The organism is Oleiphilus sp. HI0080 (assembly GCF_001635135.1).
In genome coordinates, this window is record NZ_LWFU01000381.1 from 1 (window position 1) to 24,488 (window position 24,488).

Annotated in this window: 26 protein-coding genes; all 26 read right to left on the reverse strand. The window is 48.3% G+C overall.

Annotation, left to right across the window (positions count from 1 at the left end):
- Positions 1-572, reverse strand: a 572-nt coding sequence (locus A3751_RS06185; RefSeq protein WP_156492284.1) for a response regulator, incomplete at its 3' end; no start/stop codon positions are given.
- Positions 573-602: 30 nt separating this feature from the next.
- Positions 603-2,912 carry a chemotaxis protein CheA gene (locus A3751_RS06190; RefSeq protein ID WP_068453442.1) on the reverse strand — a complete coding sequence of 770 codons (2,310 nt, stop codon included), beginning with the start codon at positions 2,910-2,912 and terminating at the stop codon, positions 603-605.
- Between the two features lie 22 nt (positions 2,913-2,934).
- On the reverse strand, positions 2,935-3,732 hold the full coding sequence (locus tag A3751_RS06195) for a protein phosphatase CheZ (RefSeq protein ID WP_082863087.1): 798 nt from the start codon (positions 3,730-3,732) through the stop codon (positions 2,935-2,937).
- A gap of 10 nt (positions 3,733-3,742) precedes the next feature.
- Positions 3,743-4,129: a chemotaxis response regulator CheY gene (cheY, locus tag A3751_RS06200; RefSeq protein WP_068453444.1), complete on the reverse strand. Its 387-nt coding sequence runs from the start codon at positions 4,127-4,129 to the stop codon at positions 3,743-3,745.
- 135 nt (positions 4,130-4,264) lie between these two features.
- Positions 4,265-4,981, reverse strand: coding sequence for an RNA polymerase sigma factor FliA (locus tag A3751_RS06205; RefSeq protein WP_068453446.1), 717 nt, complete (start codon positions 4,979-4,981; stop codon positions 4,265-4,267).
- An 85-nt stretch (positions 4,982-5,066) separates the two neighbouring features.
- Complete coding sequence (locus A3751_RS06210; protein WP_068453448.1) at positions 5,067-5,879, reverse strand: MinD/ParA family protein; 813 nt, start codon at positions 5,877-5,879, stop codon at positions 5,067-5,069.
- 123 nt (positions 5,880-6,002) lie between these two features.
- Positions 6,003-7,415: a flagellar biosynthesis protein FlhF gene (gene flhF / locus A3751_RS06215; protein WP_068464305.1), complete on the reverse strand. Its 1,413-nt coding sequence runs from the start codon at positions 7,413-7,415 to the stop codon at positions 6,003-6,005.
- A 23-nt stretch (positions 7,416-7,438) separates the two neighbouring features.
- A complete protein-coding gene (gene flhA, locus A3751_RS06220; protein ID WP_068453452.1) occupies positions 7,439-9,604 on the reverse strand; it encodes a flagellar biosynthesis protein FlhA in 2,166 nt (721 codons plus the stop codon).
- A gap of 145 nt (positions 9,605-9,749) precedes the next feature.
- Positions 9,750-10,886 (reverse strand): flagellar biosynthesis protein FlhB, encoded by a 1,137-nt coding sequence (flhB, locus tag A3751_RS06225; RefSeq protein ID WP_068453455.1) that lies wholly within the window; start codon positions 10,884-10,886, stop codon positions 9,750-9,752.
- A 1-nt stretch (position 10,887) separates the two neighbouring features.
- A complete protein-coding gene (fliR, locus tag A3751_RS06230) occupies positions 10,888-11,676 on the reverse strand; it encodes a flagellar biosynthetic protein FliR (RefSeq protein WP_082863088.1) in 789 nt (262 codons plus the stop codon).
- 2 nt (positions 11,677-11,678) lie between these two features.
- Entirely contained in the window at positions 11,679-11,948 is a 270-nt protein-coding gene (gene fliQ / locus A3751_RS06235) for a flagellar biosynthesis protein FliQ (RefSeq protein WP_068453459.1), read from the reverse strand.
- An 11-nt stretch (positions 11,949-11,959) separates the two neighbouring features.
- Positions 11,960-12,697: a flagellar type III secretion system pore protein FliP gene (gene fliP / locus A3751_RS06240; RefSeq protein ID WP_369821229.1), complete on the reverse strand. Its 738-nt coding sequence runs from the start codon at positions 12,695-12,697 to the stop codon at positions 11,960-11,962.
- A gap of 2 nt (positions 12,698-12,699) precedes the next feature.
- Positions 12,700-13,308: a flagellar biosynthetic protein FliO gene (gene fliO, locus A3751_RS06245; RefSeq protein ID WP_068453461.1), complete on the reverse strand. Its 609-nt coding sequence runs from the start codon at positions 13,306-13,308 to the stop codon at positions 12,700-12,702.
- A gap of 12 nt (positions 13,309-13,320) precedes the next feature.
- Entirely contained in the window at positions 13,321-13,833 is a 513-nt protein-coding gene (gene fliN, locus A3751_RS06250; RefSeq protein ID WP_068453463.1) for a flagellar motor switch protein FliN, read from the reverse strand.
- Complete coding sequence (fliM, locus tag A3751_RS06255) at positions 13,826-14,821, reverse strand: flagellar motor switch protein FliM (RefSeq protein WP_068453465.1); 996 nt, start codon at positions 14,819-14,821, stop codon at positions 13,826-13,828. The genes fliN and fliM overlap by 8 nt, the downstream gene beginning before the upstream one ends.
- Before the next feature lie 32 nt (positions 14,822-14,853).
- Positions 14,854-15,360, reverse strand: a complete 507-nt coding sequence (locus A3751_RS06260; protein ID WP_068453499.1) for a flagellar basal body-associated FliL family protein — start codon at positions 15,358-15,360, stop codon at positions 14,854-14,856.
- A gap of 262 nt (positions 15,361-15,622) precedes the next feature.
- A complete protein-coding gene (locus tag A3751_RS06265; protein ID WP_068453467.1) occupies positions 15,623-17,170 on the reverse strand; it encodes a flagellar hook-length control protein FliK in 1,548 nt (515 codons plus the stop codon).
- 180 nt (positions 17,171-17,350) lie between these two features.
- Entirely contained in the window at positions 17,351-17,656 is a 306-nt protein-coding gene (locus A3751_RS06270; RefSeq protein ID WP_068453469.1) for an STAS domain-containing protein, read from the reverse strand.
- A 96-nt stretch (positions 17,657-17,752) separates the two neighbouring features.
- The gene (locus A3751_RS06275) at positions 17,753-18,790 is read right to left on the reverse strand and encodes a chemotaxis response regulator protein-glutamate methylesterase (protein WP_068453471.1); all 1,038 of its coding nucleotides are present in this window, start codon (positions 18,788-18,790) and stop codon (positions 17,753-17,755) included.
- A 36-nt stretch (positions 18,791-18,826) separates the two neighbouring features.
- Positions 18,827-19,471 carry a chemoreceptor glutamine deamidase CheD gene (cheD, locus tag A3751_RS06280; protein ID WP_068453473.1) on the reverse strand — a complete coding sequence of 215 codons (645 nt, stop codon included), beginning with the start codon at positions 19,469-19,471 and terminating at the stop codon, positions 18,827-18,829.
- 3 nt (positions 19,472-19,474) lie between these two features.
- The gene (locus A3751_RS06285) at positions 19,475-20,314 is read right to left on the reverse strand and encodes a protein-glutamate O-methyltransferase CheR (protein ID WP_068453475.1); all 840 of its coding nucleotides are present in this window, start codon (positions 20,312-20,314) and stop codon (positions 19,475-19,477) included.
- A gap of 21 nt (positions 20,315-20,335) precedes the next feature.
- Entirely contained in the window at positions 20,336-20,866 is a 531-nt protein-coding gene (locus A3751_RS06290) for a chemotaxis protein CheW (RefSeq protein WP_068453477.1), read from the reverse strand.
- A gap of 22 nt (positions 20,867-20,888) precedes the next feature.
- Positions 20,889-23,036, reverse strand: a complete 2,148-nt coding sequence (locus tag A3751_RS06295; protein WP_068453479.1) for a chemotaxis protein CheA — start codon at positions 23,034-23,036, stop codon at positions 20,889-20,891.
- A 25-nt stretch (positions 23,037-23,061) separates the two neighbouring features.
- Positions 23,062-23,424 carry a response regulator gene (locus tag A3751_RS06300; RefSeq protein WP_068453480.1) on the reverse strand — a complete coding sequence of 121 codons (363 nt, stop codon included), beginning with the start codon at positions 23,422-23,424 and terminating at the stop codon, positions 23,062-23,064.
- Between the two features lie 54 nt (positions 23,425-23,478).
- On the reverse strand, positions 23,479-23,754 hold the full coding sequence (locus tag A3751_RS06305; RefSeq protein ID WP_068453483.1) for an STAS domain-containing protein: 276 nt from the start codon (positions 23,752-23,754) through the stop codon (positions 23,479-23,481).
- Positions 23,755-24,043: 289 nt separating this feature from the next.
- Entirely contained in the window at positions 24,044-24,487 is a 444-nt protein-coding gene (gene fliJ / locus A3751_RS06310) for a flagellar export protein FliJ (RefSeq protein ID WP_068453485.1), read from the reverse strand.
- Between the last annotated feature and the right edge of the window lies 1 nt (position 24,488).

The following is a 24,488-nucleotide window of genomic DNA, read 5'->3' on the forward strand; positions in this document are numbered from 1 at the left end:
GAGCTGCCTGAACTGGCCGATCTTGGTGAAGCTGAATTATTGGACGAAGAACGGCTTAAACCACCATTTGCCAACTTCTGCAGGCGTTCTCTCGTGGTGAGTGAATCACCGCTCTGCACCGATGAAGCAGTCGTTCTGGGCGAAGTATTCGGACTAGATCTGGGAGCAAGTCGATTCTTTCGGGCGATAGAAAGAATACGATTCGTCAGCACATCTTGCATCTTCGTCGCATCACGCGCGATGTCTTCGAAGTTTTTCGGTAGGAAGTCCACAGCCCCGGCATCTAAGGCGTCAAGTGTCACACGAGCCCCCTCATGCGTAAGGGAAGAAAACATCAGAATAGGACAAGGAGCCTCTTTCATAATGTGGCGAATGGCGGTGATCCCATCCATCACTGGCATCTCGTAATCCATTGTTATGACATCAGGGTTCAGCGCTTTCGCCTGCTGCAAAGCTTCTTTGCCATTGCTGGCAGTACCAGCAACCTCAATCGAGTCAGCTTTTTGTAGAATCTCGCTTAATCGTTTCCTAAAAAAAGCAGAATCATCAACAATGAGAACTTTTACAGCCATGAAAACCATGCATCCCTGATTAATTAAGAACTAAGCGTAACGCGTTAGCAAACTGGGTATATCAAGAATGAGAGCAATGCGGCCGTCGCCTGTGATGGTTGCACCAGCCATGCCGGGTGTACCGTGCAACATGCCACCCAAAGGCTTGATTACAACCTCTTCCTGACCAACAAGCTGATCAACAATAAAACCAACCTTCTTCGTTCCAACAGCAACAATGACAACATGCGCAGATTGCGGGTCGGTCTCACCTGACTGATTGACTAACCAACGCTTGATATAGAACAAGGGGTAAACGTTATCGCGGACAACAACACATTCCTGCCCGTCAACAATATTTGTCTTCGTCAGATCAAGATGGAAGATTTCCACAACACTGACCAGAGGGAAAGCAAACGCCTGCTGCTCGAGCTTCACCATTAAGGTAGGCATAATCGCAAGGGTTAGAGGAACTTTAATCGTCAGGCAACTTCCCTTACCAAGCTCTGAATCAATATTGACACTGCCGTTTAGCTGCGTGATTTTGGTTTTAACGACGTCCATACCAACACCACGACCTGATACATCGGATATCTCTTCTTTGGTCGAAAAGCCCGGAGCAAAAATCAGGTTATAACATTCGTTATCGGATAGACGATCCGCGGCATCCTGATCATATACGCCTTTCTCCACAGCTTTTCTACGCAACACATTTGGATCCATCCCCGCGCCATCATCGCGAATGGAGAGCAAAATATGATCACCTTCCTGTTCGGCAGATAACAACACTTCACCCAAACGAGGTTTGCCATTGCTCTCTCGCACATCAGGCATTTCAATCCCGTGATCAACAGCGTTGCGAACTAAGTGGACAAGTGGGTCCGATAGCGCTTCAACAAGGTTTTTATCAAGGTCAGTATCCTCACCCTGCAAGACGAGATTAACTTCTTTACGAAGGTTACGAGCCAAGTCACGGACAACGCGAGGAAAACGACCAAATACTTTCTTAATTGGCTGCATTCTTGTCTTCATAACAGCCGATTGCAGATCTCCAGTCACCACATCAAGATTAGAGACGGCCTTCTGCAGAGCCTCGTCCGTGCTGTCATCGCCTAAGCGCTTGAGCCGATTTCGCACAAGAACAAGTTCGCCAACCATATTCATAATTTCGTCTAGACGACTTGTGTCGACCCGAACAGTGGTCTCAGTCGTTAAACCTTCATTGCGTGGCGCAGGAGCTTTTGGCTTATCAGCAGCAGTTTTAGCCGGTGGCGCAGGTTTAGAGGCCGCTGCAGGCGCCTTCGGCTTCGCCGGTGGCGGAGTAGGCTTTGCTGTTTCTGGTTCGGACTTTGCGCTGGCAGGGGCCGGAGCCTCAACCTTCGCCGCTGCAGCTCCGTCAGTCGCCGGCCCCTTCCCGGAGCCATGAAGATCATCAAGCAACTTTTCGAACTCATCATCAGTGATCAGCTCACTATTTGAACCGCCAGCTGCGCTTGAAGGGGATGCAGTTGAAGCATCAGCCGCGGCCGAATCATCCGCCTTGGCTGGGTCAAATTGCCCTTCGCCATGCAATTCATCAAGCAGCTTTTCGAATTCATCATCGGTAATTTCATCAGAACTTTCGCCGTTTGAAGTCGCTTCTTGTTTGGGAGCAGAATCTGAAGCTGCTTCTGACGTTTTATCAGAAGGCACCTGATGCTCATGAAGCTCATCGATAAGACTAGAGAATTCATCTTGCGAAATATCACTCGCAGCAGGCGCAGACGACTCGATCTTGTCAGACGCCCCTTGTGCTGCAGCTGCGCCACTGGGGCCATCAAGCGCGTCTAGGAGCATCTCAAACTCATCGTCTGTGATGTCGCCGTCTGCCGACGCAATTTGATTAACGAGTTCCTGAGGATCTGGCTGAGGGGTTGCTGGTTCGTCTTCAGCTGGAGGCTCTTCTGCAGCAGCTGGCTCAGGCTCACTACCTTGTTCAGTAGCGAAACGCTCTAAGTCTTCCAGAAGTTCAGGTTCCGCAGGCGTTGGCTCTTGTCCTGAGCGTACCTCATCGAACATGACATTTACCGTGTCCAAAGCACGCAGCACCACATCCATTAATTCGGCATCCGCTACACGCTTTCCATTTCGAAGAACATCGAAAACGTTCTCCGCAATGTGACAACAACCAACAAGCGCTTCTAGCTGCAAAAATCCAGCACCGCCCTTTACGGTATGGAAACCGCGGAAGATCGCATTTAAAAGGTCTTTGTCTTCAGGGTTTTGCTCAAGCGATACCAGTTGCTCAGATAGCTGTTCAAGAATCTCACCTGACTCTACCAAGAAGTCTTGTAAGATCTCCTCATCTGCCTCAAAGCTCATTCACTAACCCCTCAATTTATTTCTAGAAACCCAAGCTCGACAATAAATCGTCTACATCATCCTGACCGCTAACAACATCTGCACGCTCTTCTTTATTCATCTGCGGGCCTTCGCCATCCATGTTTGTCCCGACAGATTCAATGTCGTGGACAGTACCGGTGATGGTGTCAACTTTGCCTGCCATACTTACTAAGTTAACGAGGTTTTCTTCAACTTCTTTAACCAAACCTGTAACTCGATTAATTACTTGGCCCGTCAAATCCTGAAAATCCTGTGCTAATAAGATAGCTGAAAGATTCTGATACACCTTATCGGAGTCGTTCGTAAGCTGTTCCAAAAAACCATCCATCCGACCGGAAAGGTCACGAAACTCACTTGGTGTCATCTCTTTTCGGCGAAGCTTTTCCCACTCTGACTTGAGCTGCTTAGCTTCTGTATTCATGTGCGATGCATAGGGCATTGTGTCTTCGACAAGATCCATCGTCTTGTTGGCCGCGTTGCTTGTCATATCGACCACATACGCTAGACGATCCGACGCATCATTAATTTTGGAGAGTTCTTCCTGGCTTTGCGCATCACCGCAATCGATCTGGAAGTTGCGAATAGACTCGTACAAGCTTCGCGTTAAACGGCCGACTTCAACGTAGAGCGTTTTATCGCGAGTCTGATTAATATCGGAGATCACAGCCAACGCAGAAGATATATCTCCCCCGTCTACCGCCTCTTTCAGTTTGTTAGCCTGTTCTTTTAGGAGAAGTTCAAAACCATCGACATCTTCAATATTGCTCGACTCTCCTGAGGTAGAAGTTTGTTCAGTCATAAGCACTCTTTTAGGCGTCGATACGCTCAAAAATCTTTTCGATTTTCTCTTTAAGCACGGCAGCGGTGAATGGTTTTACAACATAACCATTTACGCCTGCTTGCGCGGCAGCAACAATCTGATCGCGTTTTGCTTCAGCCGTCACCATGAGAACTGGGAGTGTTTTAAGGTCATCATCAGCCCGAACTGTCTTGAGCAATTCAATGCCCGTCATACCAGGCATGTTCCAGTCCGTCACTAAAAAGTCATACTTACCGGTTTTAAGCATGGGCAACGCAGTATTGCCATCATCTGCTTCATCGGTATTAGTAAACCCCAAATCTCTCAGTAGGTTTTTAATTATTCGCCTCATCGTAGAAAAGTCATCTACCACAAGGATTTTCATATCTTTATTCAAGTCGACCTCCAATGCTGTCGAAACCTCATATTAGCGCTTCAAACCCTACCCTGAAGTCTAGCCTTTGTTATCAGTCTAGCCAGTTTTTTTACTGCCAAATCAATAGCTTTATCGCATTTAATTAAAATCAGAGTTTTATTCGACCCACTCATGCATACGGGACTTTAAACGCATCGTTGCCTGAGAGTGAATCTGGCTAACACGTGACTCGCTGACATCTAGTATTAGTCCAATTTCCTTAAGATTCATCTCTTCTTCATAATAAAGTGACAAAACAAGCTTCTCACGCTCTGGCAACCCCTCGATTTCACCAGCAAGCGCATGCTTAAACGCATGCACGCTAACGGCTTCACTTGGTCGATCATTCACAGCTGAACTTTCAAACTCGTGGCCACTTCCCTCTGTGTTTTCTGCTAACTCATCCAGCGAGAAAAGCTTGCCAGCGTTGCTATCTTTGAGACAGGTGAAGTATTCATCTAATGTCATTTCAAGCTCTGCGGCGACATCTTCATCGCTCGCATCACCACCTGTGCGAACTTCAACCTTCCGAATGGCTTCCGCGATTCGTCGCGCATTCCTGTGGACCGAACGTGGCACCCAGTCACCTTTGCGCACCTCATCCATCATCGAACCGCGAATACGAATGCCCGCGTAGGTTTCGAAAGTCGCGCCATGGCCTGACTCGAACTTCCCCGCCGCTTCGAGCAAGCCAATCATTCCGGCCTGAATTAGGTCGTCCACCTGAACGCTTTCAGGCAAGCGAGCCATGAGGTGATGCGCAATGCGCTTAACCAGAGGCGCATGCGTAACGATTAACTCTTCTGCGTATTGCGTTTCGTTTTCGTTATACATCTAAATTAACAATAAAAAACCGAGACAGCGTCCCTATTACCATCCCGGTTTCCGAATAAAGGTGATCGTAAGTGTTTGGAGTAACTTAAGCCTGCACCAAACGCTCTACAAAAAACTCCAAATGCCCTCTTGGAGTACTAGGCAAAGGCCATGAATCGGCTTTTTGCGCAAGCTGCTTAAAAGCAATGGACGCCTTTGCTCTAGGATACGCTTCAAGAACAGGGCGCTGACGCTGCACCGCTTTCTTGACATTCTCGTCAAATGGAACGCTTCCTACGTACTGTAGAGCAACATCTAGAAAACGCTCTGTAACGGTCGTTAGCTTCGAAAACAAATGTCGCCCCTCTTCTGGAGAGCGGACCATATTGGCCAGCACTCTAAAGCGGTACATATCATAGTCGCGATTAAGCAATTTAATAAGTGCGTAAGCGTCAGTTATGGATGTAGGCTCATCCGTCACCACAACGAGCACCTCTTGTGCTGCGCGAACAAACGAAACAACGCCGTCAGATATTCCTGCAGCAGTATCAATAATCAAAACATCAAGATCTTGAGAGAGTTCGCTGAACGCATTGATCAGCCCCGCATGCTCCATGTGGTTTAGCGCAACCATTTTCTGGGTGCCAGAAGCAGCAGGAACAACTTTGACGCCTTTCGGCCCTTCGACAAGAATATCTCGAAGCGATAACTCACCAGACACAACATCCGCGATGTTGCCTTTAGCGGTAATCCCAAGCAGGACATCGATATTGGCAAGCCCCAAGTCGGCATCTAGCAATATGACTCGTCGACCTAACTCAGCGAGTGCAATAGAAAGGTTGATCGAGACGTTGCTTTTACCCACACCACCCTTTCCGCCGGTTACAGCGATAACTTGAACAGGGCTAGAATTCGCCATACTTAATCGTATCCTTTTGTTTTACTTCTTAGATGCAAAAACATAGCACGAACTTTAGTGAAGCGAATAGCAAAGTTCGCCAGGCATAAAAAAACAATAGGCTTATTCATGCGCCAGTGATGTTTAGGCAAAATCGGATAATGCATAATCGGTGTTCTGTTGCACCGAGTCGTGATCAGGAATTGTCACCCATCGCTCGGAGTTATTCAATAACTCCTCCGCCTTATTCAACAAGTCTTCTTTGTTAGCAAGATGAATATCTTCAGGAACGCGCTGCCCGTCAGTCACATATGCGCAGGACAACTTACTCGCAACGAGGTAACTGATGGCCTCGCCAAGACTGACAGCCTCATCGAGCTTGGTTAAAATCGTACCGGCAAGACCCACCATTTTGTAATGCTTATAGTTCGCCTTCATGACGGCATACTGACCCGTTGCCGGCATAACAAGATAGTTTTGAATCCTGTGTGCAGACATCTTCAACTCTTTCAATTGCTCATTCCATGAACGGTCGCTCTGCATCAGCCCTGCCGTATCAACCAGAACGAGTTTGCGATCAGAACACCTGTCTAGAATATCGTCGAGGCAGTTCTCCTCATCCACTACATGCACTGGCACATTCAGAATACGTCCAAACACCTTCAACTGCTCATGCGCTGCAATACGATAACGATCTGTGGTCACCAGAGCCAAGCTCTCTGCGCCATGCCGCATGACATAACGCGCCGCCAACTTACCGACGGTCATCGTTTTGCCACTTCCCGTTGGACCAACAAGAGAAACGACCCCTCCCATATCGATGATCTCGCTATACTCGGTTTGTATCGCAGAGTGCAGCTGCTTTCGCACTTTCGCCCAAGCTGTATCAAAGTCGTGTTCGGCTGAAAGCCTCTCACCCAACTGCTCTCTAATGGGATTTTGAATTCCTATACTCTCGAGCCGTTCGGTCAACATCGTGTTTGCAGGGTTAACATTAACCTGCGCACGCGCCTCTTCATTGCGCTGAGACTGTTTGGAAATTAAATGACGAAGCTCTTTCAACTCCTGCTGCATAATGACAATGGCATCATCATGCTGGGATTGAGTCGTGTCATCACGAGATGAAGCTCGGCCCGCAAAGCCTGATTGCTGCGCCGGATTTTGAAAAGCAGGACGCTCACTTACTCGCTCTTTTCGCGCAGAGATCTGCGTTTGTTCGCGCTTGTTCTTAACAGAAGTGATTTTGTCGCGGCTTCGCTCTAGCTCTTCTTGAAGCTTGATACTTTTCTCTGCACGTTGGCGCGCCAATTCGGATGGACTCACTGCATTGAATCGAGCACTTTCACGCTCAGCGACGCGGTGATCTGACCGAGACTGGGCAGCTCTCTGCTCACTTGATGGATCGAACTGCTCCTCATCATATTCCGCAGTTGCCAAAATCTCGACACCGCCATTTTGCTTGGAGTTGGAGAGGATAACGGCATCCGGACCAAGATCTTCGCGGATCTGACGTAAAGCATCCTGCATAGAATGAGAGAAATAACGCTTAACTTTCATAGTTCTTTACCCAGCTCGTCAATTTATTGACCTACGGTCGCGACAATATTTATTTGTTTGTTATCCGGAATTTCTTGGTATGAGAGAACCCGAACACTGTCGTTTACAAAGCGCGAGAACTTCGCCATCGCGAGTCTGACCGGAGCGGAAACCAGCAGTATTGCTGGGTTACCTAGCATTTCCTGTCGCTGTACTGCATCACTCAAAGATCGCTGCAAATTCTCTACAATCCCCGGCTCTAGCACCATTCCTAACTCATCCGGCGCGCCAGTTTTCTGCGCTTGCTGCACTGACTTAAGCAATAGCTGTTCCAGCTCGGGCTCTAGCGTAATAACCGGGATCTCAGCGGCATTCTCAATTAAGGTTTGAACGATAAGCCGCTTCAGACCCTGACGACATGCCTCCGTAAGCTGATCTGGCTCGGCACCCTTTGGAGCGCGACTTATCAGCGCTTCCGCAATAGACCGCATATCTTTAATCGGCACATCCTCTTGCAAAAGATTCTGCAAGACTTTAAGCAGACTACTAACACTCAAGGTATTGGGGACGAGTTCTTCGGCTAGCTTAGGCGCCTGCTTCCCTAGCTGGTCAAGCCACTGCTGAACCTCTTCGTGCCCGATCAATTCGTAGGCATGCTTCTGAAGCAACTGATTCATGTGCGTGGCAACAACGGTACTCGCATCCACAACTGTATATCCCAAAGCCTGCGCCTGATCTTTCTTATCAGGCTCGATCCATACCGCCTCCATACCAAACGCAGGATCGATCCCGGCAATACCCTCTATTTCACCAAAAACCTGACCAGGATTAATTGCCAACTCCCGATCTGGATGAATCTCCGCCTCGGCGAGGCTAACGCCCATTAAGGTAATTCGATACGCATTAGGCATCAGCACCATCGAATCACGAATGTGAACAGATGGCATAAGGAATCCAAGCTCTTGCGAGAGCTTTTTGCGTACCCCCTTTATTCGGCCCAGAAGCTGCCCACCCTGCGATTTATCGACCATTGGAATTAACCGATATCCAACTTCAAGGCCAACAATGTCGACACTCATTACATCATCCCAACCAAGCTCGCGCTGCGGTTGGTCGCCAACGTCCTGTGCGCTTTCACCGGGGGGCAGCTCTGCAGGCCCACCACCAGGCTTTATCTGAGCACCACCCTTATTTGGCACAGGGCCGTCATAGTCTTCAACACTGGGCTCATTCAGTTTTTTATCTCGATACCAGCCGATACCACCGACGATGGCGGCTAAAGTAAGAAACGCGAAGTGCGGCATGCCCGGGACAATACCCATAATGCCAAGAATGCCCGCAGCAATATAAAGCGCTTTAGGCGCGAGAAACATTTGATCAAGGACCTGTGATGACATGTCTTGAGTTGTACTGACTCGCGTCACCATAATGGCCGCAGCAGTAGAAAGCAGCAGTGACGGTATTTGAGCGACTAGACCATCACCGATGGTCAGTAACGAGTATTTTTGCATTGCATCATTGAAGTCGAGCTCATGCTGGAGCATTCCGATACTCAAGCCACCAATCAGGTTAATCGCGAGTATCAGCAATCCTGCTATCGCATCACCACGAACAAATTTAGATGCACCATCCATCGCGCCATAAAAATCGGCCTCTGTCGCGACTTCTTCACGCCTTGCTTTTGCGTCTTCCTGGTTGATAATGCCCGCGTTCAAATCTGCATCGATGGCCATTTGCTTACCGGGCATCGCATCAAGCGTAAAGCGCGCGCTGACTTCTGAGACGCGCCCTGCACCTTTCGTCACAACCACGAAGTTGATGATCATCAAGATCGCAAAGACCACTAGACCAACCGCATAGTTCCCCCCGATGACCACCTCACCAAAGGCCTCAATTACTTTACCGGCGGCATCGCCTCCCTCGTGCCCTTCTAACAGGACAACACGCGTCGACGCCACATTGAGCGCAAGGCGAAGTAAGGTCGCGACAAGAAGGACCGTTGGAAAAATCGCGAACTCCATGGGACGGAGTGCATAAACACATACCAGCAATACGACCAGAGACAATGCAATATTGAAGGTAAATAATAGATCAAGCAGAAACGGCGGAACCGGCAACGTCATCATACCCAACATCGCGATCAGCAATATCGGGATCGCCATGTGGCTTTGCAGCATTTTTAACTGATTTAATCCAACGCTCGCTTGCATAAACCCTAACAACTCTAATGAAGTGACAACAACGATAGCGACGAGTTTTCGTCACATATGTCTCAGTTAGATGGTCTTTGCAAAAAGCGACCCAGTTTTAACGGGTAGAAGAATTATTTTACTGCGCCAATAAAGCATCACAGAATTAATCGTGCTGCAGATCGTCAGGAACCGGAAAGTCAGGCATATCGGGCTTCGAGCGAGCACGTCTGCGGAATTGTTTTAGTTGGAATACGTAAGCAAGAACTTGAGCAACCGCTACATAGAGACCTGACGGCACTTCGTCACCAATCTTTGCGTTGTAGTAAATAGAACGGGCAAGCGGCGGCGCTGCGACGAGTTCGATGTCATGCTCACGAGCAATCCCCCGAATCTTCATAGCGACCTCATCCACACCTTTGGCGAGCACGAGCGGCGCATCATCTCGCTCTGGCTTATAGCGCAGTGCAACTGAATAATGCTCAGGGTTGGTTATCACCACATCGGCTTCAGGCACATCCTGCATCATGCGCCGTTGCGAAATTTCACGCTGAAGCTGTCGCACCTTGCCTTTTACTTCCGGCTTACCTTCCGTGTCTTTATACTCATCTTTGATTTCTTGCTTGGTCATCTTCAGATTTTTGGTGTGCTCGTAAATCTGAAACGGAACGTCCACTGCGGCGATAATAATCATCGTGCAAGCTAAAAAGAAAAACGTCCAACCCAAAATGTCAGCGGCATGAACCATGGCAGGAATTGTGGCCTGATTGGCAATACCGAGTAACTCCTCCGTCTGGAATCGCAACAATACAACCGCAAAAAAGAGAACAACACTCACCTTGGCGGCAGCCTTCGCCAGTTCAACCAACGCCTTCAAGGAAAACATCCGCCCGAGACCTTTAATTGGACTCATTCGACTAAACTTTGGGGCAATGGCTTTCCCCGATATCAACCAACCACCAAGGGCGACTGAGCCAGCAATCGCAGCAAGAAAAAGCAGTATCATTAGCGGCATTAAAGCGGTCATGGCCTCACCCGCGGCATCCATCAGATGCAAGGCCATTTGGTTTTCATCAAAAATGACATCACGAGATAAGTCGAAGCTATGCCTCATGACCTCAATCATTGCCTCACCGATCTGCGCGCCAAAGATCAGCAAGCCGCCCGTTCCAGCGATTAACAGCAAAGCGGTATTCAATTCTTTGGATCGCGCAACCTGGCCCTCCTCCTTGGCCTTTTCAATGCGCCTGGGGGTGGGCTCCTCGGTTTTTTCCTGACTACTGTCGTTGCCTTCTTCTGCCATGCTACAAGCCCTGCATATCTCGAAGGAAAAGGAAGGTATTTCTACTGAAGTCATCAAACTGTGGCAGAAGCCCACTGATGCTGACCCAAACAATAAAAAGCCCGAACAACATACCAATCGGGAAGCCTAGAGAAAAAACGTTCATCTGCGGCGCGGCTCTAGTCATAATTCCGAAGGAAAGGTTGATGATGAGCACCGCTGTAATGGCTGGAAGCGACATCACCAACGCGGATGCAAACAACCAATTAATTCGCATTAAAAAACCCCATAAATCTTCACGGGAAACACTGTTTGGCCCAATGATCTGATCTGAGATCGGCCATGCCTTGAAGCTTTCTACAACCACCTCGATCATTACGAGATGCCCGTTCATGGCGAGAAAAATCAAGGTAACGCCAACTAGGAATATCTGCGAAAGCACTGCAACGCTGACACCGTTCGCTGGGTCAACCATTGAGGCAAAACCCAAACCCATTTGCATCGCGATCATTTGTCCAGCAACAACAAACAACTGCATCAGCATAACAAACATCAAGCCCATTAGTGTGCCGATAAAGATCTGCTGCAAGGTTATATAAACGGAGGTAAAGGCCAATGCATCGACTGCAGGAACGGGCGGCAATAACGGCACAACAAGCAAAGTAACCGCGAAAGAGAAACCAATTCGAACCCGCATAGGAACGAGCTGGGTACCGATGATCGGAATGACCATAAAAAAACTGGCGATACGAAATAAAGGCCAAAGCCAACCCGCGACCCAGGCCGAGATTTGCGCATCAGTAAAGACCACAATTAGCCTATCAAAATAGGAATGTTATGAATCAGCTTCTCGGCGAAATCGATCAGCTTCTGCATAATGAAGGGCCCCGCCAAGATAAGCACTACTAAGGTGACCAACAGACGAGGCAAGAAGCTCAAGGTTTGCTCGTTAATCTGAGTTGCTGCCTGAAAAACACTAACCACTAAGCCGACCAGCAGACCTGGCGTCAGAACAAGAGCAACGAGAAGAACGATCAGATAGAGCGCTTCACTGACTAGATCAATTGCAACATCAGGGGTCATCGCACTCTCCTCTACAGACCAAAGCTTGCAGCCAATGTACCCATAATAAGCGCCCAACCATCGATCAAAACGAAGAACATAATTTTGAACGGTAGAGAGATAATGATGGGTGACAGCATCATCATACCCATGGCCATGAGGATACTTGCAACAACCATATCAATCACCAAAAACGGGAGGAACAAAATAAAACCGATTTGAAACGCGGTTTTTAACTCACTGGTGACAAATGCCGGCATCAACACCCAAAAAGAAACCTCTTCTGGCGAGTCCGCAACCTGCCCAGAAATACGCATAAATAATTCGAGATCATCTTCACGCGTCTGCGCCAACATAAACTGCCGAAACGGAATACTCGCCTGCTTCACCGCATCAAGAGGCGCTAACTCTTCATTCATATATGGCTGAATGGCTTCGGCATTCACTCGCTCAAGCACTGGGGACATAATAAAAATGGTCAGGAATAAACTTAAGCCAAGAATAATTTGGTTAGATGGTGTCTGCTGTAACCCAAGCGCCTGACGAAGAATCGCAAATACAACAATAATCCGCGTAAAAGAGGTCATCATCATAATCATCGCTGGCAAAAACGTCAGCGCTGTCATCAACGCTAATACTTGCAAGGTGATGGAGTATGACTGCGAACCATCCTCATTAGTGACGAGCTGAACAGCAGGTATCCCCGTCTCAACAGCAAAACCGAAAGAAGGTAAAACGACGAGTGATAAAAATACGAAGAGCAACCGCATCATCACTTAATCTCTGAATCGGCAGCTGGGGATTGTTTCAAAATACTCTGCAATTTGTCAGCAAACGCGCTAGGCGACTTAGTGTGCTCAAGAGCAGATTTTGCATCCGCAGCTTCGAGCTCTTCTTCCGAAAAATGATGCAACAATGAAATATTATGCGGCGTCGCGCCAATCAAAAACTGCTCGCCCTTAACTTCGACCACCGCGACACGCTCTCTTGAACCAACCGCGATCGCGGACACAATTTTCAGGTCACGCCCTCCCAAGCCGGTCAAACCAGAAAACCGCTTTACAATCCAAGCGATCAGCAAAATACAGATAATCATCGCGAGCAGTGTAAGCAAGACAAAAGGCCAGTTTGACGCCTCAGAAACACTCACTTTTTTAAGCGCAAAAGAAGCCTTTTCGCTGCTCGCCTCCTCAGCAGATGGACCTTCAAGCTCAGAAGCGTTTGTCTTGGGCGTTTCTGGCCCAGCAGCAGGCGCTTCAGGCGCACCTGGCTCAGCGGCGAGTGAGGAGACCGAGCTTGCACTCGCTTGTATACCATCGTCGCTCGCTTTAGCCGAAATGCAAATCAGGCTAAGCAACACAATAAAAGCGATTCGCATCATAAAGGTTTTCGCCTAACCTAAGCGACGAATACGTTCAGTTGGACTAACCACATCCGTCAGACGAATCCCGAACTTATCGTTCACCATCACAACTTCGCCATGGGCGATCAAGGTGCCATTAACCAAAACATCCAGGGGCTCACCGGCGAGGCGATCTAGCTCCACGACCGAACCCTGATTGAGCTGAAGAAGGTTTCTGATCGGAATATGTGTACTACCAACCTCCATAGAAATAGTGACTGGAATATCAAGAATGACATCTAAATCCGGCGTTGCTCCGCCCCCTGTCGCAATTCCTGCTGCAGCTTGCTGAACGCCTTCGGTGAAGCTTTCCAATGGCGCCGCTTGAATATCACTTTCCTCTGACTCAGCCTCGCCACCAAGCGCTTCAGCTTCGGCCATTGCGGCCGCCCACTCGTCTTCCGCTTCACCAGAGTCTCCAGACTCTTCCATCGCGGCTTCCCACTCGGAAGCTAGCTTTTCGTCTTCGCTTTGCCCTTCGTTTGGGGTTTCGTTATCACTCATGGTCATCCACCAAGTTTGAGGCCACGACGGCCCGATCCAGTTTTTCCTTAATCATTAACGCGAGCGAACCGTTTTTCTGCCCAAGTTGGGCACGAAACATCGGCACCTTGTTCGCGGTAACCAGCGCGAATTCAGGCATATCAACGGGGATGATATCCCCCTCTTTTAGGCCTGAAACTTTTCTAAGACTGATTTTGTTTTCCAGCAGTGTCGCGTTCACGGGCACCTCTGCGTCAAGCAGATCTTCGCGAATCGTATTCACCCAACGCTCGTCAATTTCGTCCACATCACTCTGTACACCCGCATCAAGCAACTCACGCATCGGCTCGATCATCGAGTATGGAAGTGCCAAATGCAGATCACCGCCACCACCGTCTAGCTCAATATGAAATGTGCTGATAACAACCACCTCACTCGGGCTGACGATGTTCGCCATCGCAGGGTTTACCTCAGAGTTTATGTACTCGAAGTCGACTTTGAACACGGCATTCCATGCTTCTTTCATGTCGACAAAAACCTGCTGCAAGACCATCTGTACAACACGATTTTCTGTCGGTGTAAATTCTCGCCCTTCAATCTTTGCGTGCCGGCCATCTCCGCCGAAGAAGTTATCCACCAATTTGAAAACCAGCTTGGCATCGAAAATAAACAGGCCTGCGCCGCGCAAAGGGCGCATTTTCACAATATTCAGGCTAGTTGGAACATAGAGGGTGTGGATGTACTCGCCGAACTTCATAATTTGCACACCGCCGGTTGATACATCAGCGTTTCTGCGCAACAAGTTAAACAAACTGATTCGCGTGTAGCGTGCAAAGCGCTCGTTAATCATCTCAAGCGTTGGCATCCGCCCGCGAACAATACGATCCTGGCTCGCAAGGTCATAGGAGCGGACACCTTCCTCCGACTGATCGTCGTCGGTATCGATGTCTCCATCGTCTACGCCATGAAGTAGCGCATCGATTTCGTCTTGAGAAAGTAAATCTTGCACGGGTAGCTACTAACCTATTCCATCCAAATTCGTTACTGCATTACAAAGTTGGTGAAGTACACAGCTTCTATTAACACTTCACCCTCAGCTTCGAGAACACCATTTATGACGCTTAGTGTTTCTTCGCGCAATGCCTCTTTTCCTTCAATCGTTTGAGCCAACTTAAAGTCAATGCTGCCATATACCGAGTTCAGCTTGGAGCGTATCACTGGCATATGGTACTCGACAGCATCTAATGCGGCCTGATCCCGACTCATGACGTTCAAGCTGACCTGCATATATCTTTGCTTCCCATCGACACTAAGCGTTGCCAACATCGGTGGACTCAAATCCAAATATATCGCCGGAGCAATGACAACCTCTGGCTCTTCAGCGGTGTCTTCGCTCGCATCATCACCCATCAGAAAGAAGGTTGCGCCACCAGCCACAGCCAGCACTAACACAGCTAAAGCGATGATAATAATAAGCTTTTTCTTGGACGAGGGAGCCTGTTGCTCTTCGCCTTCTTCTCCGCCTTCTACTTTATTTTCTTCTGCCACGTCAAAATCTCGTCCAAAAAACACTAAAATTCCGGCATATCATTACATTCAGCAATCTGCATGCCAAAGCCGTACCGGAGCCGATTTGAATAAAACAGTGTAGCCCTAAACAGAGCATAACGATTTGAAGTGAAGTCTAACCGATTGAGCGCCGAAAGAGCCCAAGGTTAAACAAGAGTAATATCAACGGGCCAAATTGCATCAGGCCGCATCTATCTATATGAAAGGAGTCACTCGGCAAGACCTAGACCTAGACCTAGACCTAGACATAGGCGTCGACGAGTCGATCTTCAGCAGAGTCAGACCGGGATTCGGTAATACGCTCACCCTCACCAACCTCTGTCGAATCAGAACCACCTATCTCACGGGAATAGGACTCCCGATTTGACTGAGTTTGGGACTGCGAACCAGAGTCTTGCGCAAGCGTTCCGCCTGATTGATCGCTTTCAGACTGAGAAGGATTATTTAGCATTTCACGGAGCCGATGTATGTTCGCTTCCAACAGTTCTCTAACACTTTGATTCTGCGTATTGAAACTAATTGAACTTTGGTCTGCTCCAACCTGAATACGCACATCAATCGGGCCTAAATCTGCCGGATTAAGATGCAACTCTGCGCTTTGGATGTTTCGCGCGTTCATCCACATAAGCTTTTGCCCGAGCTGGTTGGACCACTCCGCATCATCAACAGGAATACCTAAGGAGCTAACATAGGGCTTCGATACGTTCTGAGCCTGCGCCTCGGCGGCTTTAATATCGGATCCCTTTGCAGTCTGTATTGATGCGTCTAGCTTGATGGCATTCACATCGACACTGTCGGCGGTATCGGTGCCACGCGCTATTTGAACGGACTCCATCGCAGCCTTAAACCGGAGTTCCGACTCTGCCTGCATTCCACTCACCGGATCAGAAGTCGCATTCGCAGGGGCCTGCGAAGCGAACTCACCAACGAGCACCTTATTGAATCCGGCTTGGTCATTCGCAGGCGTTAAGGCACTCGGATAAGCACCATTCATAGCACTACCACTAAGCCCGGATGCTTGTTGAGAGACGACTCCCTCTGCATCATTAACTATCCCGCTCAAAGGCGACCCGCGAAGTAGGCTAGCCTGTGCAGCACGCGTAACAGCCTTTTCAGAAGCACTCGAAGTGCCACTAACACCAGCCCCTCCGGCTTCGGCTGTATTCGTTGCTTTGGCGGCTAATTCAGCGAGCTTGGCACTTGCGCTTTCAGACAACTGGCTAGCACCATTTATGTCGAACTGAAAATGGCCCTTGCCAAGGTTTTGTGTCCCACCCTTCATAGTGCCATTTGAGCCTGCGCCTGATGCTGACAAGACCGGATCAGGTGCTGCCTCTACGATCATACCATTTGCTCGGCCTTGCTCAAGGATTGGCCCATTTGCCTTTGACAACACACTGATCGCTCGACCAAGAGAATCGAGAGGCGATGTTGTTCGGCCGTCAGATGAACCCGAACCGCCGTCAGACCGCACCCCATCATCCTGAAGTTTCAATAACGCCGTATGCGGAGGCAAAGCCTTACCGTCTTCCGGCGGCAAGCGCTCCTCGTCCTGAGGCAATGCATTTCCGCTGTCAGCATCCGCAAGGTCCTTATTTTGATCTACTAGATCAGAACGATGATTATCTCTTGCGGTCGTGTTGCGCATTGAATCTTTCTTCAAAGCCGTTTCAGCTTCACCATAGGCCTGCTTAAACCTTGGGCTATCGTCATGCTGTTCGGTGCGTGATACATCCTTCAAGTCCACTTTCGGGGTGGCAGAGGAAGGAAGTAAAGATAATTGCTGCATACCTTTTTCTACTCAAAAGACGGAAAAACATATCTAGTGAATACAAAGATCATGCCGAAAGCTGAAAAAGTCGAAAAAAGCGGAGCATCAAGTCAGGGAGAGAAGCGAAGAACCCACGCTCTCTTATTTTTCCGAGTACGCCTCAAACGCATACGCGACTAGAAATGGATGTGTGGAGAATCAGTTAATTGAAAACAACTGTTCAAAATTTGAAATAGTCAGAACCTTGCGAATATCGTCGTTACAATGACTAATTGCAATTTTAGCGTCTGCACCACCCGCATGATCGCGAAGTAGTAACAGCATTCCCAGTGCAGAGCTGTCTAGATAGGATGTCTCGCTCATATCGATTTCATACTCGTCAACATCCCCTTTAGCCGTCTCATATGCTGATCGAAATGCAGAGTGCTGGCTAAAATCAAACCGGCCATCAATACGAATTTTCAAACAACGGTGTGAAGCATCATAAGCGGCATCTACAGACATAGATTTCCTCCAATCACCTTACTTAAAATTGAGTAAGGGAAGCTTAGTTTATAATTTCAGTACTGCCATACCAAAGAGCGATAAGTGTCACAGTTATTATTGAATTTTACATGCATCCAACAATGCATTGCCTATCTTCGATATTGGCAAGACATCAACTGCGCCACCCATTTTCACAGCCGCTCCAGGCATCCCCCAGACAACACTGGATGCTTCATCCTGGGCGATGGTATGCCCTCGCGCATCGCGCATCCGGCGCAACCCTGCTGCACCATCCACCCCCATTCCGGTTAAGACGGCACCAACGCAAAATCTCCCTACATGCTCAATAGCAGAATCAAACAACACATCCACTGAGGGGATATGGCCATTCACCTTGTCTCCATCTAACAATGATGTGACGAGACGGTTCTCACGTTTTGCTATACGGAGGTGCCGGTCTCCTGGGGCCAGATACGCACACCCAGACTTGAGCGGCATGCCCGCTTTCGCCTCATATACCTCAATCGGCATTGTGTCATTAAGCCGGGCCGCAAAAGTGGCGCTAAAAGCCGCCGGTATATGTTGTGCCATTAGGATGGGAGGACAGTTTTTGGGCATATAACGGAGAACTTCTTTCAATGCCTCAGTGCCCCCTGTCGAACTCCCAATGCAAATCACTTTCCCTACTTTAAAGCGATCCTCCCCGGTATGAGACTTCGGCACTCCTGGCGCAGGGCGAGACTCTTGCGCCAACATATTTGCGCTTGCAGCAGATCGCACTTTTTCCTGAATAACCGTAGCGTACTGTGCCAGCTCGCCCCAAGCTCCACCTTGTGGTTTACAGACGTAGTCAACAGCGCCAATCTCCAATGCGTCAAGGGTAACAGGGGCCCCAGATGCGGTAAGAGTTGAAATCATCACCACGGGCATAGGTCTTAGTCGCATTAGATTCTTGAGAAAGGAGATTCCATCCATCCTGGGCATCTCTACATCCAATGTAAGAACATCCGGATTTAGCGCTTTAATCTTATCTCGAGCATCATACGGATCGCTCGCAACACCGACGACCTGAAGATCAGGCGCCTGACCGATAATCTCCGTCAATACCTGACGAATCAGCTCTGAGTCATCTACGATCAGCACTTTATACATTAGTAAAACGTTCCTTATTCGATGGTGCGTAAAAGGCTAAAACAGCTCGACATCGCCGCTATCAATTGGCTTGGTCAATACTTGGCGGTAATCTCGCTCGCGTTTCACAATGGTGTCATTGGCGACAGACACCAGTCGCTTCATTTTGACTGCCCCTGTGTCAGGGAAATACAACACTTTTCTCGGGTAGGCGCCGCCAACATCCATTGCAGAAATCTGAAGCCCTTCCCTCGCGAGATAGGCTTTAACAAAGTCGACATTGCGCGAACCGATCTCTGTCATATTCGACAGCACATTACCGCCACCAAAGACCTTAACCTCTAGATTTCTGCGGCTACCACCCATTTTAAGCACCTCGTTTATTAGGTACTCCATCGCCCAATTTCCGTAGCGTGATGCCAATGCAACATCTCCACCCCAACTATCTGTTGAGTGCTCGCCCTCCTGCGGAAGCATGAAGTGATTCATCCCGCCAACACCAAGTTGCCGGTCTCTTATGCAAGCAGAAATACATGACCCAAGCACTGTCGAAATCAGCTCGCCATGCCGGCTGACATACAACTCGCCTGGAAGAATCTTTGCTGCAGGCATGTTCATCCGTCTATCCCAATAACGGTTAACATGCTCAAAACCCGGTTCTGGAAGCGGCAAGGGGCCGGTACTTACGGCAGCAGGTTGCATTGTCTAGCCCTTCAACTGATAGATTGTTTTGCCGAGCGAATTGAAGCGAGATGCAACAGAGTGAAGGCTTTCAGAGTGACCAATAAAAAGATAGCCACCCGGATTAAGAATATCGGCAAAACGGTTGAGCAATCGAACTTGTGTTTCTTCATTAAAATAAATCATGACATTGCGGCAGAAGATAAAATCAAAACGGCCTCGCATGGGCCAAGCCTCAAGCAAATTTAAGCGCTTAAACCGGACTAGCTGCTGCAAAGACGGGGACACCTTAGCGATATCCTTATGATTTCGATCAAATAGAAACCACTTGCTTTTGACCGATTTACTCAACGACTCGACACGCTCGATGTCGTATACACCTTGCGATGCTTTTTGTAACACGTTCGAATCCAAATCCGTGGCAAGAACCTTTATGTCCCACGCTTTCATTGGCAAAAATTCGTTTAATGTTAATGAGATAGAGTACGGTTCTTCACCGGTAGAGCAACCCGCAGACCAAGCCCGAATTTTGCCGTTGTTACCTTTCAGCAAATCGGGTAATGCGTTATTCGTTAAAAAATCAAAATGATGAGACTCGCGAAAGAACGAAGTAAGATTGGTCGTTATGGCATTAATGAAGCGACTGACCTCTGGCTGAGAGGTCTCCTGAATAAGCTGACAATAATCAACAAAGCTGGTTAACCGTAGGTCTCGCATGCGTCGCGCAAGACGCCCATAAACCATATCTTGTTTATGGTCTCCAAGAACAATGCCCGTATATTTGTATGCAAGCTCACTGATCGCCTGAAAGTCTTTTTCAGACATGTGAAATTCACGCTGTATGTCTTTGGCTGCCGCGCCCACAAACTGCCCTCCCAAGTCCGTTTAGTGAATACTATGCGTCGTACTTGTATCGTAGATCAGCCCTTCATTTAGATTAAGAAGTATCACCATATGTTCCGCTGTGCTCCCGAGACCTTTCACGTATTGCCCTTGCTGCTTGTCACGAAGCTCTGGCGCAGGCTGAATGTCTTTCTCCGCAAAATTGTGGACATCAGAAACGGCGTCGACAACGACACCCATGACTTTATTACTACCTTTGTTACTTGTGATATTTAGAATAATGACGACCGTCGCATCGTTGTACTCCAGATCAACCAAACCAAAGCACATTCGTAGATCGACTACAGGAACAACCGTGCCCCTTAGGTTCATTACCCCCAACACATGATTTGGCGAGTTAGGGATAGCAGTCACCTCTTCCCAGCCGCGGATTTCCTGCACGGAAAGAATATTCACTCCGAACTCTTCGTCTTGCATATGAAACGTAAGATATTGCTCGGCAAGTTGCACCTGCGACTGAAGCGCATCATCGATCTCGTTGGTAGATACACTGGGTTGCTGTTCATTACTCATAGTCACATCTCAAACGGGTTTGTTATGCAGCTGCCGTATCGTCGTCAGCAACCGTTTTCTTGTAGTCGTCACGACTGACGCCAGACAGCTTCACCAAGCCTCCAATATCCAAGATCAATGACACGGTGCCGTCACCAAGAATTGTCGCACCAGAGATCCCATCCACAGAACGGTAGTTTTCTTGCAGACTCTTGATCACCACTTGCTGCTGAGCAAGAAGATCATCGACCAAGATGGCGACCTTCATATTGTCGCCCTCAACTACCACAAGGAGGCCATCCTCTAGCTTTTCGGAATCGGGTTTGATGTTAAAAATATCCCAGAGTCGAACAATAGGCACATACTCATCACGCAAGCGAAGTACCTCGCAGCCAGATGAAACCCGATGGATCATCTGATCGTAGGTTTGAATCGATTCAACAATCGAAACCAGCGGGAAGATAAAGACATCGCTCCCTACTCGAATGAGTTGCCCATCAAGAATCGCTAATGTTAGTGGCAAGCGAATGGTAAACGTACTGCCCTCACCCGCTGTTGATTCGACCTCAACGGAACCATTTAGCTCCTGAATGTTTCTGCGAACCACATCCATACCCACACCGCGTCCGGAGATGTCGGTAATTTCCGCAGCCGTCGAAAAACCGGCCTTAAAAATCAGATCGTGAATTTGGTCATCGGAAAGATTATCTGAAGGCTTCACCAGGCCGTTTTCTATCGCTTTGCTTAAAATACGATCTTTGTTCAGACCTGCGCCATCATCAATAATCTGGATGACAATATTGCCGCCTTGATGAAACGCATTGAGGGTAATTTTACCCATCTCATCCTTGCCCGCCGCGATACGGGCTTCAGGTGACTCAATACCATGATCAAGCGAATTGCGAACAAGATGCACGAGAGGATCGCCAATACGCTCCATCACAGTTTTATCAAGTTCGGTTTGCTCGCCAAGCAATTCAAGCTCTACCTTTTTATTAAGAGACTTACTGGTGTCGTGAACGAGGCGCGGAAAACGCGAGAAAGCAAAGCTAATGGGAAGCATGCGGATGCGCATAACGCTTTCCTGAAGCTCACGGGTATGATTATTCAACTGATCAAGCCCTTCGAGCAATCTCGGCAAACGATCAACCGTAAAATTGCGTCCAAGCTCGCCTAACATAGACTGGGTAATGACTAACTCGCCAACCATGTTAATGAGACTGTCCACCTTGTCCGTTCCAACGCGAATAGAGGCGCTTTCCGGCTTCGCTTCCCGTTTAGCTTTTTGTTCTACTTTCGCGATCGGTGTTGGGGCTGCAGCAGACTCAGTCGCTGCGGCAATTGGCACATCTGCTGATTGGACGGATAACGGCGTATCAGCACTGTCGCCGACGCTGGCTTCAGGCGCGACACTTACGGCGTCTGTACTATCCGCGCCAACCTGTTTCGCGCTCGGCAAATTTGAGAGATCAAGGGGGTCAATCGTCAATTCTGACTCATCCACAACCCACTCAAAGACCTCTTCCACTTTCGTTTTTTCAACGTCGGCAAAGAGCGAAATATTCCATGCTGAATAACATGCTTCGGGCTCTATATTCGAAAGCTTGGGTATGCCAGAGCAGTCTGCCTGCACCTCAATTGGTCCAAGCTCTTGAAGTTCACGAAACATCCGAATGGGTTCATTCCCAGTTCTGAGAATATCGGCATCCGGACGAAAATAAATTTGCCAGCCCTTTGAACCGGAGTCGCGCGCTCCGTCTCCGACTGAATCAGCGGAAGGCGTATCGGCACCTTGCCCATCTCGGGCATTAAGAATCGCCTCAAATTCCGCTTTGAGCTGGCCGGCTAATTCGGTTTCACACTCTTGACCATCTTCAAGTTGATTCACCATTGTACGGATACAATCGACCGAGCGAAGAAACAGATCGACGTGTTCTGATTGGATATCGAATTGATCGGATCGAATTAAGTCCAGTAAGGTTTCGACAACATGAGTGAAGTCTGCAATTTGTTGAAAACCAAAGGTGCCGCTACCCCCTTTTATCGAGTGTGCTGCGCGAAAGATTTCGTCGATTCTCTCTGAGTCCAATGCCTCTGGATCAAGCTCCAGCAAAGCGGACTCCATGATATCGAGCCCTTCATTACTTTCCTCGAAAAAGACTTGATGAAATTGGCTAAGATCTACGCTCATCGTGTACCTCTAAGCTCGTCAAAAACTAGCCCATCACCTTTTTAATGGTGGCCAATAATTGATCTGGGTTGAAAGGTTTCACAAGCCAACCCGTTGCGCCGGCATTTTTTCCCTCAGACTTTTTGTCTCCTGCCGATTCGGTTGTCAGCATCAAAATAGGCGTGAATTTATACTCAGGTAGTGTTCGTAAGTTTCTTACTAACTCGATTCCATCCATTACGGGCATGTTCACATCAGAAAGAACCAAATCAACGGAAGCGTTTTTCGCCTTGTCTAAAGCCTCTTGACCGTCACCCGCTTCGATAACATCAAAGCCCGCCCCTTTTAGCGTGAATGAGACCATCTGTCGCATCGATGCAGAGTCATCAACAGCCAATATCGTTGCCATGTATAAAACCTCTATCCTGTCCTAGTGCGCGCAGGCGCTTTCGTTTTGCGATTCTTACACGTAACGTTCTGAAAGACTGTTAAAGCCTAGAAGCACCGTGCATTCCTTTAGTCCCTCGGACGCGAGTAGCTGTAACTCAACATTCACATCATCAGCACTTTCACATAGCGACGACAACAACTGAACGATTGAGGTATCAGCCCGCTCTACCGCGGTCGCATTGATACAAATCTTTGAATGGTCGTGAAGTAGAGTCTCTATCTGAAGGTGCAAGGCTTCTGCTTTTGCGATCGTCAACGCACCCTCTAGAACGATTTCATTATCTGACACGAACCACCTCTATTTAGCTGACTTCAAGGTCGCACGTCATGAAGCAATGCATGACGCGACACAACTAATGTAGTTTGGTTTTTTATAAATGCACGTTTGCAAAACAGCAGACTTAGAAAATAAGGTTATAAATATTTCAATCTTTTATAGCCAAAAGAGATATTTTAGAAAATAGAAAGTATGAGCTGCCCACTTCGCTATGAGACGAAAACAGCAGAAAAAAATGCGGAGGTTCTAACAGGAGGTGAGTAATAAGATGGGTAAGCAGGAACCACTAATCCCATAGCGATTAGCGGTATTTATTTGCAACAAAATCATCCAAGATGCGCGCCTCTTCTTTCTTGTCTCGCTGCTGTTCGTATTGACGTTTAGCCTCGTCTCTCAGGCGCTCGAGAGAGCGTCGTTTCTCTCTCGCATGCACCCACAAGCTCTTGATCTTTTCAAAGAAAACCTGATTTTGTTCTACGACACGTTCTTGCTGACTGATCGCGTCGGCCAGTTGAGAAACAAATTGCTGATAGCTTGTTAGATTATAAGGATTGGAAGCCCCCGACATTTTACCCCGCAAGCTTTCCAGGTAGTTTGCGCGATACTCCTGCAAATTAGCTAACTGCTCCTTGGCATCATCCATCGCTGCTCTCGCCTGTGCTAGGTGCTTGCTTCGATCATCTTCATTGTTCTGAGCAAGCTGCACAAGTAGGCTCATACGCTTGATCTTGTTTAGATCAGCCATG

Bases quoted from the DNA above. Each gene is read 5' to 3' on its own strand.
- A3751_RS06190 (WP_068453442.1), bottom strand. From the start codon at position 2,912: ATGAGCTTTGAGGCAGATGAGGAGATCTTACAAGACTTCTTGGTAGAG.
- A3751_RS06195 (WP_082863087.1), bottom strand. From the start codon at position 3,732: ATGACTGAACAAACTTCTACCTCAGGAGAGTCGAGCAATATTGAAGAT.
- A3751_RS06205 (WP_068453446.1), bottom strand. From the start codon at position 4,981: ATGTATAACGAAAACGAAACGCAATACGCAGAAGAGTTAATCGTTACG.
- A3751_RS06210 (WP_068453448.1), bottom strand. From the start codon at position 5,879: ATGGCGAATTCTAGCCCTGTTCAAGTTATCGCTGTAACCGGCGGAAAG.
- flhF (WP_068464305.1), bottom strand. From the start codon at position 7,415: ATGAAAGTTAAGCGTTATTTCTCTCATTCTATGCAGGATGCTTTACGT.
- flhA (WP_068453452.1), bottom strand. From the start codon at position 9,604: ATGCAAGCGAGCGTTGGATTAAATCAGTTAAAAATGCTGCAAAGCCAC.
- flhB (WP_068453455.1), bottom strand. From the start codon at position 10,886: ATGGCAGAAGAAGGCAACGACAGTAGTCAGGAAAAAACCGAGGAGCCC.
- fliQ (WP_068453459.1), bottom strand. From the start codon at position 11,948: ATGACCCCTGATGTTGCAATTGATCTAGTCAGTGAAGCGCTCTATCTG.
- fliP (WP_369821229.1), bottom strand. From the start codon at position 12,697: ATGCGGTTGCTCTTCGTATTTTTATCACTCGTCGTTTTACCTTCTTTC.
- fliO (WP_068453461.1), bottom strand. From the start codon at position 13,308: ATGATGCGAATCGCTTTTATTGTGTTGCTTAGCCTGATTTGCATTTCG.
- fliN (WP_068453463.1), bottom strand. From the start codon at position 13,833: ATGAGTGATAACGAAACCCCAAACGAAGGGCAAAGCGAAGACGAAAAG.
- A3751_RS06265 (WP_068453467.1), bottom strand. From the start codon at position 17,170: ATGCAGCAATTATCTTTACTTCCTTCCTCTGCCACCCCGAAAGTGGAC.
- A3751_RS06270 (WP_068453469.1), bottom strand. From the start codon at position 17,656: ATGTCTGTAGATGCCGCTTATGATGCTTCACACCGTTGTTTGAAAATT.
- A3751_RS06275 (WP_068453471.1), bottom strand. From the start codon at position 18,790: ATGTATAAAGTGCTGATCGTAGATGACTCAGAGCTGATTCGTCAGGTA.
- cheD (WP_068453473.1), bottom strand. From the start codon at position 19,471: ATGCAACCTGCTGCCGTAAGTACCGGCCCCTTGCCGCTTCCAGAACCG.
- A3751_RS06290 (WP_068453477.1), bottom strand. From the start codon at position 20,866: ATGAGTAATGAACAGCAACCCAGTGTATCTACCAACGAGATCGATGAT.
- A3751_RS06295 (WP_068453479.1), bottom strand. From the start codon at position 23,036: ATGAGCGTAGATCTTAGCCAATTTCATCAAGTCTTTTTCGAGGAAAGT.
- A3751_RS06300 (WP_068453480.1), bottom strand. From the start codon at position 23,424: ATGGCAACGATATTGGCTGTTGATGACTCTGCATCGATGCGACAGATG.
- fliJ (WP_068453485.1), bottom strand. From the start codon at position 24,487: ATGGCTGATCTAAACAAGATCAAGCGTATGAGCCTACTTGTGCAGCTT.